Origin of the sequence: Streptomyces sp. NPDC007983 (genome assembly GCF_042958345.1) — a bacterium.
Classification (GTDB): domain Bacteria; phylum Actinomycetota; class Actinomycetes; order Streptomycetales; family Streptomycetaceae; genus Streptomyces.
The window spans coordinates 921,015-933,935 of sequence record NZ_JBIBJI010000001.1; the positions used below are offsets into that span (position 1 = coordinate 921,015).

Annotated in this window: 11 protein-coding genes and 1 tRNA gene; 7 read left to right on the plus strand and 5 right to left on the minus strand. The window is 73.6% G+C overall.

The window, feature by feature from the left end; all coding sequences use genetic code 11:
• Positions 1-11: 11 nt before the first annotated feature.
• Positions 12-83, minus strand: a tRNA-OTHER gene (locus tag ACFZCY_RS04315).
• A 64-nt stretch (positions 84-147) separates the two neighbouring features.
• The gene (locus ACFZCY_RS04320) at positions 148-1,155 is read right to left on the minus strand and encodes a LysR substrate-binding domain-containing protein (protein ID WP_391169235.1); all 1,008 of its coding nucleotides are present in this window, start codon (positions 1,153-1,155) and stop codon (positions 148-150) included.
• 240 nt (positions 1,156-1,395) lie between these two features.
• On the opposite strand from ACFZCY_RS04320, the gene ACFZCY_RS04325 reads away from it, so the two are divergent.
• From ACFZCY_RS04325 to ACFZCY_RS04350, 6 genes are read left to right on the plus strand one after another with little or no spacing between them, the layout of a single operon-like run.
• Complete coding sequence (locus ACFZCY_RS04325) at positions 1,396-2,523, plus strand: aminotransferase class I/II-fold pyridoxal phosphate-dependent enzyme (RefSeq protein WP_391169237.1); 1,128 nt, start codon at positions 1,396-1,398, stop codon at positions 2,521-2,523.
• Positions 2,520-3,545, plus strand: coding sequence for a polyprenyl synthetase family protein (locus ACFZCY_RS04330; protein ID WP_391169239.1), 1,026 nt, complete (start codon positions 2,520-2,522; stop codon positions 3,543-3,545). The genes ACFZCY_RS04325 and ACFZCY_RS04330 overlap by 4 nt, the downstream gene beginning before the upstream one ends.
• Before the next feature lie 2 nt (positions 3,546-3,547).
• A complete protein-coding gene (locus ACFZCY_RS04335; RefSeq protein ID WP_391169241.1) occupies positions 3,548-4,732 on the plus strand; it encodes a UbiA family prenyltransferase in 1,185 nt (394 codons plus the stop codon).
• Positions 4,733-4,749: 17 nt separating this feature from the next.
• The gene (locus tag ACFZCY_RS04340) at positions 4,750-6,450 is read left to right on the plus strand and encodes a prenyltransferase/squalene oxidase repeat-containing protein (RefSeq protein ID WP_391169243.1); all 1,701 of its coding nucleotides are present in this window, start codon (positions 4,750-4,752) and stop codon (positions 6,448-6,450) included.
• Entirely contained in the window at positions 6,447-7,733 is a 1,287-nt protein-coding gene (locus tag ACFZCY_RS04345) for an FAD-dependent monooxygenase (protein ID WP_391169245.1), read from the plus strand. Before ACFZCY_RS04340 ends, ACFZCY_RS04345 begins: the two co-directional genes overlap by 4 nt.
• Before the next feature lie 13 nt (positions 7,734-7,746).
• A complete protein-coding gene (locus ACFZCY_RS04350; RefSeq protein ID WP_391169246.1) occupies positions 7,747-8,607 on the plus strand; it encodes a TauD/TfdA family dioxygenase in 861 nt (286 codons plus the stop codon).
• Positions 8,608-8,664: 57 nt separating this feature from the next.
• Here ACFZCY_RS04350 and ACFZCY_RS04355 read toward each other — a convergent pair whose 3' ends face one another.
• Entirely contained in the window at positions 8,665-9,645 is a 981-nt protein-coding gene (locus ACFZCY_RS04355) for a sulfotransferase family protein (protein ID WP_391169248.1), read from the minus strand.
• A gap of 117 nt (positions 9,646-9,762) precedes the next feature.
• On the minus strand, positions 9,763-10,797 hold the full coding sequence (locus ACFZCY_RS04360; protein ID WP_391169250.1) for an aldo/keto reductase: 1,035 nt from the start codon (positions 10,795-10,797) through the stop codon (positions 9,763-9,765).
• Between the two features lie 82 nt (positions 10,798-10,879).
• Between ACFZCY_RS04360 and ACFZCY_RS04365 the strand changes: the two genes are divergently transcribed.
• A complete protein-coding gene (locus ACFZCY_RS04365; RefSeq protein WP_391169251.1) occupies positions 10,880-11,488 on the plus strand; it encodes a TetR/AcrR family transcriptional regulator C-terminal ligand-binding domain-containing protein in 609 nt (202 codons plus the stop codon).
• Between the two features lie 44 nt (positions 11,489-11,532).
• Here ACFZCY_RS04365 and ACFZCY_RS04370 read toward each other — a convergent pair whose 3' ends face one another.
• Positions 11,533-12,873 (minus strand): MFS transporter, encoded by a 1,341-nt coding sequence (locus ACFZCY_RS04370; RefSeq protein ID WP_391169252.1) that lies wholly within the window; start codon positions 12,871-12,873, stop codon positions 11,533-11,535.
• Positions 12,874-12,921 lie beyond the last annotated feature (48 nt).

Below are 12,921 nucleotides of genomic sequence, written 5' to 3' on the forward strand. Positions count from 1 at the left end.
GGGATCTTTCATGGAGCGCCGAGCAGGCCTTGCACCTACATCCCTCGTTTGGAGACGAGTATCTTTCCTTAGACGACCGACGCATCAACTTCCGCCCGTCAGGGCGGCGTTGCAAGATCTACTTTACCCCATCCCGGCACCTCGCCGTCACCCCGCGGCCTTCGCCGCCCGCGCCAGCCGTAACGGGGCGGGGTCGCCGTCCGTCGCGAGACGGTCATCCACCGCCTCCCGCAGGGCCGTGAGCAGCGCCTCCACCGCGGGGGCCCGCCGCGTCTCCGCCCTCAGCAGGGCGTGCACGCGGCGCGGCGGCCAGTCGCGGAGGGGACGGGCCACCACCCGTGGGTCGGGGTGCGGCGGCAGGGCCAGGCCCTCCGCGACGGCCGCGCCCACGCCGTGGGCCACCAGGTCGTGGGCGGTGGTGGGGTCGTTCGTGATGGCGACGGTACGGGGCTCGAAGCCCGCCCGGGCGCAGGCGGCGGTGAACTCGTCGCGGTCCTCGTCCAGCACCCAGGCCTCGTCGGCCAGCGCGCTGAGGGGGATCGTCCGCAGATCGGCCAGCGGGTGGTCGACCGGGAGCAGCACACAGCGCGGATCGCTGATCAGCGGCAGGTCCACCACCTCGGCCTCGGGCGCGACGGGCCGCGCCCCGGTGCCGGGGATATCGGAGTCGGGGTCGAGGTCCGGGTCGTCCGGGCGGCAGCCGTCGCGGACGCTCACCAGGGCCACGTCCGTCCGGCCGTCCCGCAGCGAGCGGTACGCGTCCGGGGAGGTGGCCCGCTCCAGGACGATCTGCACATCCGGCCGGGCGGACCGCAGCCGGGCCACCGTGCCGGGCAGCAGCGAGGCGCAGGCGCTGTGGGTCGCGGACACCCGCACCGTGCCACGCGCGTGGGCGGCGTACGTACGGAACTCGTCCTCGACGGCACCCAGCGCGGACAGCACCGCCTCGGCGTGCTGGGCCAGCCGGCGGCCCGCCGGGGTCAGTCGCACCCCGCGCCCCGACCGGACCGCGAGCTGGACGCCGATGGTCCGTTCCAGCGCGCGCATGCGGTAGCTGACGGCGGGTTGGGTGTAACCCAGTAATTCGGCCGCGGCGGTGTAGGAACCCGCGCGTGCCACGCCTGCTATGACCGCTAACTGATGGATGTCGAGCACATGAGCACTGTAAAAGGTGTTTATGGATGCCGGGAAGATCCTTATTGGACGTAGGTCCCGGAGCCCTCCACACTCAGGGAGACGGCCGAGTGACGGCCGCTGTCAACGGCTTGCTGGGCCTGTCGAGCTTATTTTCGTATTCGCCGCCGCCTCCACCACCGACCGCCCCCCATCATTCGGTGCGCTGCCGATCCAAACCTTGCGGGATTTCCCTAGAATTTCCGCGGATTGGAATGGAACATGTCTGACAAAGACGGCTGGAACAGAATGCAGCCGGTGCTCGCACAGGGCGCCGTACAGCATCAGATGTCGCTGAACGAGACCTGCCATCCACCCCTTCCCGCCGTCCTGCGGGCCGTATCGGAAACCGCCGCCGAAGCCCACCGCACCCTGGACGCGCTGGGCATGGGCCTGTCCCGGACGATCGCCGAGCACCTGGGGGTGCCGGCCGGGGACGTCGCCGTCGGGCCCGGTTCCGGCGCGCTGCTCCAGCTGCTGTTCTCCGCCCACACCGGACCGGACACCCACACCGTGCACGCCTGGCCGTCCTGGGAGGCGTACCCGATGATGGCGGCCAACGCCGCCTCCGGCACCGTGCGGGTGCCGCTGCGGGACGAGACGCACGACCTGGAGGCGATGGCGGCCGCCGTCACCGACGAAACGCGCCTGGTCATCGTCTGCAACCCCAACAACCCCACCGGCACCGCCGTCGGCGAGGCGGCCCTGCGGCGCTTCCTGGACCTGCTGCCCTCCCACGTCACCGTGCTGCTCGACGAGGCGTACATCGACTTCGCCGACGCGGACGCCGCCGCCGTCGCCCACGGCGTCGAGCTGTACCGGGAGGACGAGCGGGTGTGCGTGGTGCGCACCTTCTCCAAGTCGTACGGCCTGCTCAGCCTGCGCGTCGGCTACCTCGTGGGGCATGAGCGCGCCCTCGCGCCGCTGCGCGGCGCCCTGATGTTCTACCGGGTCGGCGCGGCCGCCCAGGCCGCGGCGGTCGCGGCGCTCGCCGAGTCCGCCGCGATCCGGCGCCAGTGCGAGGAGACCGCCCGCGAGCGGGAGCGGCTGTACGGCGTCCTGACCGAACAGGGCTGGCAGGTGACGCCCAGCCAGGCCAACTTCCTGTGGCTGCCGATGGAGGCCGGGGTCGAGCGCTTCACCCAGTTCTGCGCGGACCACGGCGTGGTGGTGTGCGGCAAGCCGGGCGAGGGCGTACGCGTGACCATTGCCGAGCCCGCGGCGAACGACGCGTTCGCGTTGCTGGCCGCGAAGCTGCGCGACGCGGACGGGCACACCGGCCCGGAGGCCCACGGTGGCGCGGACGGGCACACCGGAGGGGCGGCCCGCGGCGGCGAGGAGACCCCGTGACCGCCGCCCCGCACACCACGGCGACCGCCCCCGCGGATCCGCTCTCCGCCGCCCACCCCACCCTCGCCCGGCTGCTGCGCGACCTCGAGTCCCGCTGGCCCACCGACGGCGAGCGCGTCCACCGCATATCCCGCTACGCCCTGCTGCCCGCGGGCAAACTGCTGCGCCCGCTGCTGCTCGTGGAGTCGGCCAGGGCCGTGGGCGGCGGCTACGAGGAGAGCCTGCCCGCCGCGCTCGGCGTGGAGTACCTGCACGCCGGGTCGCTCGTCCACGACGACGTCATCGACGGCGACGCGCTGCGCCGCGGCCGCCCCACGGTCGTGGCCCGGTACGGCGTCGCGGACGCCGTCGTCACCGGCGACGCCCTGATCATGGGCATGTTCGCCGCCGTCGCCGAATGCGCCGACCAGGGCCTGCCCGCCGACCGGCTGCTGACCGCCGTACGGGTGCTGGCCCGCGCGGGGGTCGACCTGTGCCGCGGCCAGGCGATGGAGGCCGAACTGTGCGGGGACGTGGCGTGCGGGCTCGACCGCTACCTCACGATGATCTCGCTCAAGACCGGCGCCCTCTTCCGCGGCGCCTGCCAGGCCGGGGCCCTCCTCGGCGGCGGCGACGCCACCTGGCAACGGGCCCTCACCGGCTACGCCGAACACCTCGGGCTCGCCTTCCAGATGCACGACGACCTGCTGCCGTACACCAGCGAAACCGCGGCCACCGGCAAGTCCGCGCTGAGCGACACCGCCAACGGACGCCCCACCTTCCCCGTCCTCATGGCGTACGAGCGAGCCGACGCCGCCGAGCGCGAAGCCCTGCGGACCGCACTGCGCGGGACGCTGCCCGCTCGGGACGCCCACGACGCCGTACGCCGCGTCCTGGACTCCACCGGCGCGCTGCGGGCCGCGCGGGAACGCACCCGGGCGGAGGTGGCCCACGCCAAGGACCGCCTCGCGGAGCTTCCGCCGACCGAGGGCTCCGCCGTGCTCGCCGCCATCGCGGACTTCTCCGCCGACCGGGAGCGGTGACCGTGCCCGGGGCGCGTTTCGCCACCGGGTTCGGGGCGCACCTGCAGACCTGGCGGCCGTACACCCTGTCCTACCCCGGCCTGGTCGGCCTGGCCGGTGCCGCGCTCGCCGACGGCTCACCCCCGGCGGCGCACCTGTGGGCCGCCTGGGCCGTACCCACCCTGAGCTGGATCGCCGGGCACTACCTCGGCGACTACTTCGACCGCGACCTGGACGCCATCGGCAAACCCCAGCGCCCCATCCCCTCCGGGCGGCTGAGCCCCCGCGCGGCCGTCGCCTCCGGGATCCTGTGCGCCCTCGCGGCCGCCGTCGTCACCGCGCTGGCCGCCTGGACCGCGCTGCTGCTCGTCGCGGCGGGCATGGCGGGCATCGTCGCGTACAGCAAGGTGTTCAAGGGCCGCGGGCTGTCCGGCAACGCGGTGCGGGGCGCGCTGACGGCCCTCACCGTCGTCTTCGGGGCGATGACGGCCGGAACGGAGCCCCGCTGGCCCGCGGTCCTGCTGGTGGCCCTCGCCTTCTGGGCCCACGACACGGCGTCCAACCTGGTCGGCACCCTCCGCGACGTCGAGGGCGACCGCAGCGGCGGCTACCACACGCTCCCCGTCCTGCGCGGCGTCCGCTACGCGGCACGCACCGCCGCGCTGCTGTACGCGGCCGCGCTCGTCACCGCCGCGGCCTGCGTACCGCTCACCGCCCCCGGCGGCCGGGCCGCCTTCGGCGCCCTCCTGCTCGTCGCGGCGGCCTGCGGCCTCCACGCCTTCACCCCGCTGCTGCGCGGCGCGGCCCCGCTGACCCCCGTACGGGCGCTGCGGGCCCACGAGGTCCTGGTCGCCGAACGCCTCATCCTGGCGGCGGCGGTGCTCGCCGGTGGCCGGGGCCTGATCCCCGCCCTGGCGGTGCTGGTCCCGCTGCTCGCCCTCAGCGTCCTGACCCAGGCCAGGCTGCGCGCCCGCCACGAGTTCCCGCCGGACGACGGGGAGGCGGAGGGGAGCCCCGAAACCGCCCCGCGCCCGGCCCGGCACCTCCATCCGGTCCCGGACCCGCACCCGGGCCCGCACCCGGACCCGTCCCCGGAGCGCGCCGGTCCCGTCCCCGGGGAGGCGCCGCGCGGCCGATCCTCCGGTGCCGACGACCCGCCGCAGCCCGTTCGCGCCGTACTACGGAAGGACCGTCCGAGCCCATGGTGACCTCACCCTCGACATCCTTGACCGGCCGAGTCGACGCCGCCGTCACGGCCGGGGCCGAGGCGCTCTTCGCCCGGCGGCGCCCGGACGGGGTGTTCGCTCCCGACGCGGCGGAGGACCGGTTCTCCCCGGCGAACACCGCCCTCGCCCTCATCGCCCTCCACCTCGCCCAGGCGACGGGCCCCGACACCGCCCGCGGCGTCGACCGGCTGATCAAGGCGCAGCGCGACGGCGGCGGATGGGCCATGCGCGGGGTGCCCGACGAGGTGCTGACCACCGCCGTCGTCACCGACGCGCTCGACCTGGTCGCCCCGCGCGACGCGGCCGGCGCCGCCCACGCCGTACGCGCCGGACGGCGGCGGCTGGCCGAGCTGGGCGGGCCCGAGGCGCTGCCGGAGCCGGTGATGGCGGGGCTGATCCGGCAGTTCGACGTCCTCGCGGGCCGGCTGGACGAGGCGGCGCTGCCCCGCCTCCCGCTGGAGGCGCTGCTGCTGCGCGGGCCCGCCCGGCGGCTGCTCAGCCTGCGGCTGCCGATCCTCGCGAGCATGGCGCTCGGCCAGGCCACGGTGCGCCGCCGCACCCAGGGGCTGGTACGGCGGCGGCTCAACGCGCTGGCCCGGCCCGCCGCGCTGGCCGTCGTCCGCGAGGCGTACGAACGGGAGGGCGGGTGCGGGGCGTTCAGCACCGACCCCTGGCTGACCGGCCTCATCTGCGTCGGCACCACCCGCTCCGGCCTCGCCCCGGACATCGTGCGCGCCGCCACCGCGTGGCTGCGGTCGGCGGCCGGTGCGGACGGCGGGTGGGAGCTGATGCCGCTGGACGTCACCTGGTCGAGCTTCGCCGCCTCCGCCCTCCTGGAAGCGGGGTACGCACAGGACCCCCGGCTGACGCCGACCCGCGCGATGTTCCACGAGCGGCAGCAGAACACCCCCTTCGCCGCCCTCGCCTGCCCGCCCGGCTACTGGGGCTTCTCCAGCGCCCACAGCTGGCCCATGGCGCTGGAGACCGCGGAGATCAGCTCGGTGCTGCTGCGCCTCCCGGGCGGCGGTGACGATCCGCACGTACGGCGCGGCATCGACTGGCTGACCCGGATGCAGGACTCGGCGGGCTCCTGGAGCCTGGCCGTACGGAACAGCAAGCCGGGCGGGTTCGGCCCCTGCCCGCAGATGACGGCCAAGGCGGTCCGCGCGCTGCTGGACCACGGCGCGGGCGCCGACGACCGGCGCGTGGTGAAGGCCGTGCGCTGGCTCATCTCGCGGCAGCGGGCGGACGGTTCGTACGAGGCCCTGTGGTACCGGGGCCGTACGGCGGGCACCTCGGTGGTGCTGGAAACGCTGTGCCGCACGGTGGGCGCCGCGCATCCGGCGGCCGCACGGGCGGGCGCGTGGCTGCTGCGCCGCCAAGCCGACGACGGCTCCTGGGACGGCGGCGAACCAACCGAGGGCGACCCCGAGGATGCCGGCACCGTGGAGGACACCGCCTGGGCCCTGTACGCGCTGCTCGCCGCGGGCCACGACCCCGCATCGCGGCCCGTGACGGCCGCCGCCCGCTATCTGACGGACGCCCAGCGGCCGGACGGCGGCTGGGCCGGATCGCCGGTGAACGAGTACATCCGCTTCTGCTACCGCTACGCGGACGACACGATCGCCTCCGGCCTCGCCCTCCGCGCCCTGGCCAGGCTGCGCACGGCATCCCTTGGACCGGCGGAGGGCGCCGCATGAGCGGGACGGGCACGCGGTACGACGCCGTCGTCTGCGGCGCGGGCGCCGGAGGACTCGCCTCCGCGCACGCCCTGGGCGCGCTGGGCCTGCGCGTCCTCGTCGTCGACAAGCAGCCCAGGATGCGCCCGGTCGCCAAGGGCGAGGTGCTGCAGCCCGGCGCGCTGCGCGTGCTGCGCCGCTGGGGTACCGAGCGGCTGCTGGAGCAGCGGGCCGGGGTACGGCTGGGCCGCCTGGTGGTCCGGGACCCGGCCGGGGCGCCGCTGATGGCGCTGGACTACGGCAGGCTCCCCGAGGGCGACCGGTGGCTGCTCTCCCACGACCACCTGGCCATCCTGGACGCGCTGGCCGAGGGGCTCGGCCCGACCGTGGAGGTGCGCCGGGGCGCCCTGGTCGAGGAGGCCCTGCGCGACGGCTCGGGCCGCGTCGGCGGCGTGGCGATCACCGAGGGCGGACGGCGGTACGAGGTCCGCGCGCCGCTGACGGTCGCCGCGGACGGCATCTCGTCCCGGCTGCGCCGCGCCGCGGGCATCGACGCCCGGCGCGTGGACTACCCGCACCGCCTGGTGTCGTTCGACCTCGCGGGCGCGCCCCGCCCGGACGACTTCTCGGCGTACCTCAGCCCGCGCGGGCTGAGGCTGGTGTACGCGCTGCCCGGCGACCGGGTGCGGCTGTACGTACAGACCGCGCCCGACGAACTGCGCGGCGGCCGCGACCGGTCGGCCCTGGCCGCCTGGGCCGAGGGGGTGGTGGCGGAGGTACCCGCGCTGGAACCCCTGTCCGGGCCGCTGCTGGCCGGTCTGGACAGCAGGCAGATGCTGCCGGTGTCCCGTTTCCTCTCGCCCCGGCTGGCCGTCCCCGGGATGGCCTTCGTCGGCGAGGCCGCGTACGCCGTGCACCCGATGGCCGCCCAGGGCATGAACACCGCGATCACCTGCGCGGCCTCCCTGGCCGACCACCTCGGCCGCTTCGGCGTCGCCGACGGCGCGCCGTCACCCGCCACCGTGGACGCGGCCCTCCGCGCCTACCAGGCGGAACGGCGGCCGATCCTCGCCCAGGCCGCCACCACCAGCGACAACGCGGCCCGCATGGTCACCGACCTGACCTGGCGCGGCCGCGTCGTGGGGCGGCGGGCGGTCCGCTTCACCGGTCGCAATCCGCGGCTGCTGCACACCGTCACGTACAACATGTCCGGCCTGGGCCCCCGGCCGATGACGTTCCTGGACCGCCTCCACCAGCTCGGCGTCCTGCCCGACCCCCGCGCCCACCGCGTCCCCCAGACCTGAAAGGCCAGTGTTCATGCAGAAACAGGAAGCAGTCGTACGCCCGGTGTCCGGCGCCCTCGGCGCGGAGATCTTCGGGATGGACCTGACGGACATCAATGACGCCGACTTCGAGCGGATCCGGGAACTCCTGCTGCGCTACCTGGTGATCTTCTTCCCGGACCAGTCCCACCTCACCCCGGAGGCCCACATCGCCCTCGGCAAGCGCTTCGGCGAGGTGGAGGTGCACCCGTTCCTGCCGAAGGTCGAGGGCTATCCGGAGCTGGCGCTGATCGAGTCCGACAAGGGCGGCAAGGCCGATGAGTGGCACATCGACGTCACCTTCAGCCCCAACCCGCCGGTCGCCTCCATCCTGCACCTGGTCACCTGCCCGGAGTCCGGCGGCGACACGATGTGGAGCAACCAGTACCTGGCGTACGAGACGCTGTCCGAGCCGTACCGCGAAATGCTCGACGGGCTGACCGCCGTCCACGTCCTCAAGGCGCCCGAGGTCGGCGAGATGAAGGCCGAGCACCCGGTGGTGCGGATCCACCCGGAGACCGGGCGCCGCTCGCTGTACGTCACCCGCATGTGGACGTCGCACATCCCGCAGCTCAGCAGGCACGAGAGCGACACGGTCCTGCAGTTCCTCTTCGAACACTCCGAGCAGCCCATTTTCAACTGCCGCTACCGCTGGCAGCCGGGCGCGGTGGCCATGTGGGACAACAGGGCGACCCAGCACCTGGCCATCAACGACTACTCCGCCTACCGCAAGGGCCAGCGGGTCACCATCCTCGGCGACCACCCGACCGGCGACGCCCCCCGCTGGAAGAACTACGAGCGGCGCGGCGACGAGCGCTACTACCCGCGCCGCGTCAACGCCAGGGCGGGCTACTGACGCTGCCGCTGTACGGCCCCGGGCCGCCCCGGGGCCGTACAGCGAGGGCGACGCCTCCTACACTCCCAGCGCCCGCGTCCCCGCCGCGACGCTCTCCCGCAGCGCGGCCAGCTCCTCCGCCGGCAGCCGCTCGGCGCTGCCCCGCCGCCCGCCGTCCAGCAGCACCCGCGCCCCGGCCAGCCATCCGTCCAGCGGCTCGACGCCGAGGTGCTCCGCCAGGCGGATGAGTTCGGCGTCGGGGGCGTCGAGCAGTGCCTCGTACGACAGCGGCAGCACCAGCCCCCCGGGCAGCGCGTCGAGGTACCGCAGCCCCTCGATCACCGTGTCCGACCACAGCCGCCCGAAGGCGGCCAGCGGCACGGGCCGCGTCAACAGGGGCTTGACCTCGGCGCTTTCGTCGCCCATCAACGCGGCCAGCTCGCCGGGGACGTCGCCGCCCTCCCGTGTCAGCTGGATCATCCGGAAGCCGGGGTGGCGGCTCATCGACAGCGCGCAGTCGGCCCCGTCCCGGTACAGATGGACGAACCGCGCCTCGGGGAACACCTCCCGCAGCCGGGGCACCAGCCGCAGCGAGTACCCGGACCGCTCCACCACCGCCCGGCTGCCGAACCGCTCGGCCAGTGCGTCGAACAGCGCCCGGTGATGCTCCCCGACCGGCCCCCGGGGCCGCCCGCACACCACGGGCCGCAGCGCGTCGAACAGCGCGTCCGGATCGTCGCTCAGATGCGGCAGCGTCGTCATCGCCACCGCCGGAATCCCGACCCCCGCCGCCGAGAACCGGCCTCCCGAGCCGGGATACGTGTGCTCCGGCAGCCCGAAGCCCTCCCGGATGAGCCGATTGGCGAACGCGGGCGGGGTCGCCAGGATCTCCCAGAACTCCTCCCCGGACAGCGCCCCCTCGGGCAGTGCGCTCGGCTCCAGCGAGGCCATCAGCTCACTCAGGCTGAGGATGTGGGGGTGCAGACGCAGCACCTCCGACAGGGCGGTGGAACCGCACCGCCCGGTTCCGACGACGAAGGTCAACGGCCGTGCTGCCATGTCTCTCCCGGAGCGTTGAGGGGACGCCGGGACCAACTGTTTTCGGCCCCGGACTCCTGCGCGCCCCGTACCCACCCGCACCACCCGTACCCCTGCCCCCATCCCTTACCAGGGCGATCACCACACTGGCGGGTTGAGCCGGGCGAATCCTTCCTGCCGCTGGTAGGGGAAGTACGGGTAGGGGGCCGTCCTGCCGCTCGCCGCGTCGAGCTTCGCCACCTGGCCGGGCGTGAGTTCCCAGCCGACGGCACCGAGGTTCTGGCGGAGTTGTTCCTCGTTACGGGCGCCGACGATGACGGAGGAGACGGTCGGCCGCCGTAGCAGCCAGTTGATGGCGATCTGCGGTACGGCCCTCCCGGTCTCCTCCGCGATCTCGCCGAGGGCGTCGACCACGCGGTAGAGGTGTTCGTCGTCGACGGGCGGCCCGTAGTCGGCCGTCCGGTGCAGTCGGCTGTGCGCCGGTAGCGGCGCGCCCCGCCGGACCTTTCCGGTGAGCCGTCCCCAGCCCAGCGGGCTCCAGACGAGCGCCCCCAGCCCCTGGTCCAGCCCGAGGGGCATCAGCTCCCATTCGTAGTCGCGGCCGACGAGGGAGTAGTAGACCTGGTGCGCCACGTAGCGCTGGTGCCCGCGCTCCTCGGCGATGGCGAGGGACTTCATCGTCTGCCAGCCGGAGAAGTTGGAGATCCCGGTGTAGCGGATCTTTCCTGCCCGGACGAGGTCGTCGAGCGTGGACAGGACTTCCTCGATGGGCGTACCCGCGTCGAAGGCGTGCAGCTGGAACAGGTCGATGTAGTCGGTGCCGAGCCGGCGCAGGGCGTTCTCGCACGCGGTGATCAGACGCGAACGGGAGGTACCGGCGTCCCCCGGACCGTCGCCTGTCGGCAGGCCGGTCTTGGTGGACACGATCACCTGATCCCTGCGGCCCTTGATCGCTTCCCCCAGCACCTCCTCGGAGGCGCCGTCGGAGTAGACGTCGGCGGTGTCGAACATCGTGAGCCCCGCGTCGAGGCAGATGTCCACGAGCCGGCGTGCCTCGTGCGCGTCGGTGGTGCCCCAGGCGCCGAACAGCGGCCCCCGGCCGCCGAAGGTGCCGGCCCCGAAGCTCAGGACCGGGACCTGGAGCCCGGATGCGCCCAGCCGTCTGTATTCCATGACCAGCCCCTCTAATGGTTCTGTTGTTCCGTTAAGCTGAACCTAGCAGAGGGAAGACGGCTAACGGAACAGGAGTCCCGTTATGGGAGACGGTGAGGCGGATCCGGGGACGGTCCGCCCGGGAGGACGCACGGCCAGGGTCAGGGCGGCGGTCCTGCGGGCGACCGGGGACACCCTGGCCGAGCAGGGCTTCGCCCACCTGGACCTCGCGGACATTGCGCGCCGCGCCGAGGTGGGCAAGACGACCGTCTACCGCCGCTGGGGCACCGTGACCGCTCTGGTGGCCGACCTGCTGATGGACATGGCCGAGCAGTCGCTCCCGCGTACCGAGACCGGCTCGCTGCTCGGCGACCTGACGGCCAACGCCCGGCTCGTACGGCGGACCTTGACCGACCCGCGGCAGGGAGCGCTGTTCAAGGCGGTGATCGCGGCCGCCACCTGCGACCCGAAGACGGCCGAGGCCCTGCACCGCTTCTACGAGATCCGGGTCGAGGAGTGGGCGCCCTGCGTACGGCAGGCCATCGACCGCGGCGAGATCCCCGAGGGCACCGACGCCCACGAGGTGGTCCGGGCCGTCTCCGCCCCCCTCTACCACCGCCTCCTGACCAGCGGCCTCCCCCTGGACGAAGCGGCCGCCGACCGCGCCGCCGAGGCCGCAGCGGCCGCGGCGCGGGCCGGGGCGTACGCGTAGGCCTTCACCTCTCCACGGAGGGGCGAAGGCCTGCCAACCGCCGGTCAGACGGCCTCGGTTTCCGCCTCGGCCTGCCGCTCCCGCGCCGGGGCCTCCCGACCCTTGAGCACGTTCGGATTCGTCTCGGGAGCGGCAGCCACCGCGATCACGGTGACCGCGCCCATGCCGATCAGGAACAGCGCGATCGGCCAGGACGCCCCCGCCCAGGCCAGCAGCGCGGTGGCGACGATGGGGGAGAACCCGCCGACGATCATCGACGCGAGCTCGTGCCCGAGGGCGAGTCCGCTGTAGGCCACCCGGCTCGCGAAGAGTTCGGTGAAGAACGCGGGCTGGGTGCCGATCATCGCCCCGTGGCCGATCACGACCGCCACGAAGATGGCCACGAAGATCAGCACCGGATTCCGTGAGTCGAACATCGCGAAGAACGGGTAGGCCCACACGATCACCGCGACCGCGCCCCCGATGTACACCGGGCGGCGTCCGAGACGGTCGGAGAGCGCCCCGAACATCGGCATCGCGAACGACTCGGCCAGCATCCCCACCACGACCGCGGCCAGCACCACCCCGTTGCCCACGCCGATCTTGGCCGCGTAGGACAGGCTGAAGGTGAGGAACAGATAGCTCGCACCGGTCTCCGCGACCCGCGCCCCGAAGGCGATCAGCACGGACCTGGGATGCGTACGGAGGACGTCGAGGATCGGCGGCGCGGACTTCTCCGGCTTCGCCGCGGCCTTCCGGAACGCGGGGGTCTCCATGATCCGCAGCCGGATCAGCAGCCCGACGGCGGTGAGCAGGATGCCGACCATGAACGGAACGCGCCAACCCCAGGCAAGGAACGACTCCTTGGTGGTCACCCCCTGGGCCAGCGCGAACACCGAGGCCGAGAGGACGAACCCGAGCCCCACACCGGTCTGGCTCCAGGCCGAGTAGAACCCGCGTCGGTGGCTCGGCGCGTGTTCGCTGACGATCAGCACACCCCCGCCCCACTCGCCGCCGACCGCGATGCCCTGCACGACCCGCAGCACCACCAGCAGCACCGGCGCCCAGACGCCGATGGCGGCGTACGTGGGCAGCAGGCCGATCAGGAACGTCGCGACGCCCATGATCACCAGAGTGATCACCAGCATCGACTTACGCCCGAGCCGGTCACCGAAGTGCCCGAAAATGATGCCGCCGAGCGGCCTGGCGAGGAAGCCGACCGCGTTGGTGCCGAAGGCGGCGATCGTGCCCACGAGCGGGTCGAAGGTGGGGAAGAACAGGGTGTTGAACACGAGCGCGGCGGCCGTGCCGTAAAGGAAGAAGTCGTACCACTCCAACGCGCTGCCGAACAAGCTTGCGATTGCTGCCTTGCGTACCTCGCGCGGGGCGCCCGTCTCGTCTGCCATGCCGACTCTCCTCAGGTTGCGGCTCGGCTTTGGTCGGGGATTGTTCGC

Excerpts from the sequence above, each read along its gene's own strand:
- ACFZCY_RS04325 (WP_391169237.1), top strand. The coding sequence starts at position 1,396 with ATGTCTGACAAAGACGGCTGGAACAGAATGCAGCCGGTGCTCGCACAG.
- ACFZCY_RS04345 (WP_391169245.1), top strand. The coding sequence starts at position 6,447 with ATGAGCGGGACGGGCACGCGGTACGACGCCGTCGTCTGCGGCGCGGGC.
- ACFZCY_RS04350 (WP_391169246.1), top strand. The coding sequence starts at position 7,747 with ATGCAGAAACAGGAAGCAGTCGTACGCCCGGTGTCCGGCGCCCTCGGC.
- ACFZCY_RS04355 (WP_391169248.1), bottom strand. The coding sequence starts at position 9,645 with ATGGCAGCACGGCCGTTGACCTTCGTCGTCGGAACCGGGCGGTGCGGT.
- ACFZCY_RS04360 (WP_391169250.1), bottom strand. The coding sequence starts at position 10,797 with ATGGAATACAGACGGCTGGGCGCATCCGGGCTCCAGGTCCCGGTCCTG.
- ACFZCY_RS04365 (WP_391169251.1), top strand. The coding sequence starts at position 10,880 with ATGGGAGACGGTGAGGCGGATCCGGGGACGGTCCGCCCGGGAGGACGC.
- ACFZCY_RS04370 (WP_391169252.1), bottom strand. The coding sequence starts at position 12,873 with ATGGCAGACGAGACGGGCGCCCCGCGCGAGGTACGCAAGGCAGCAATC.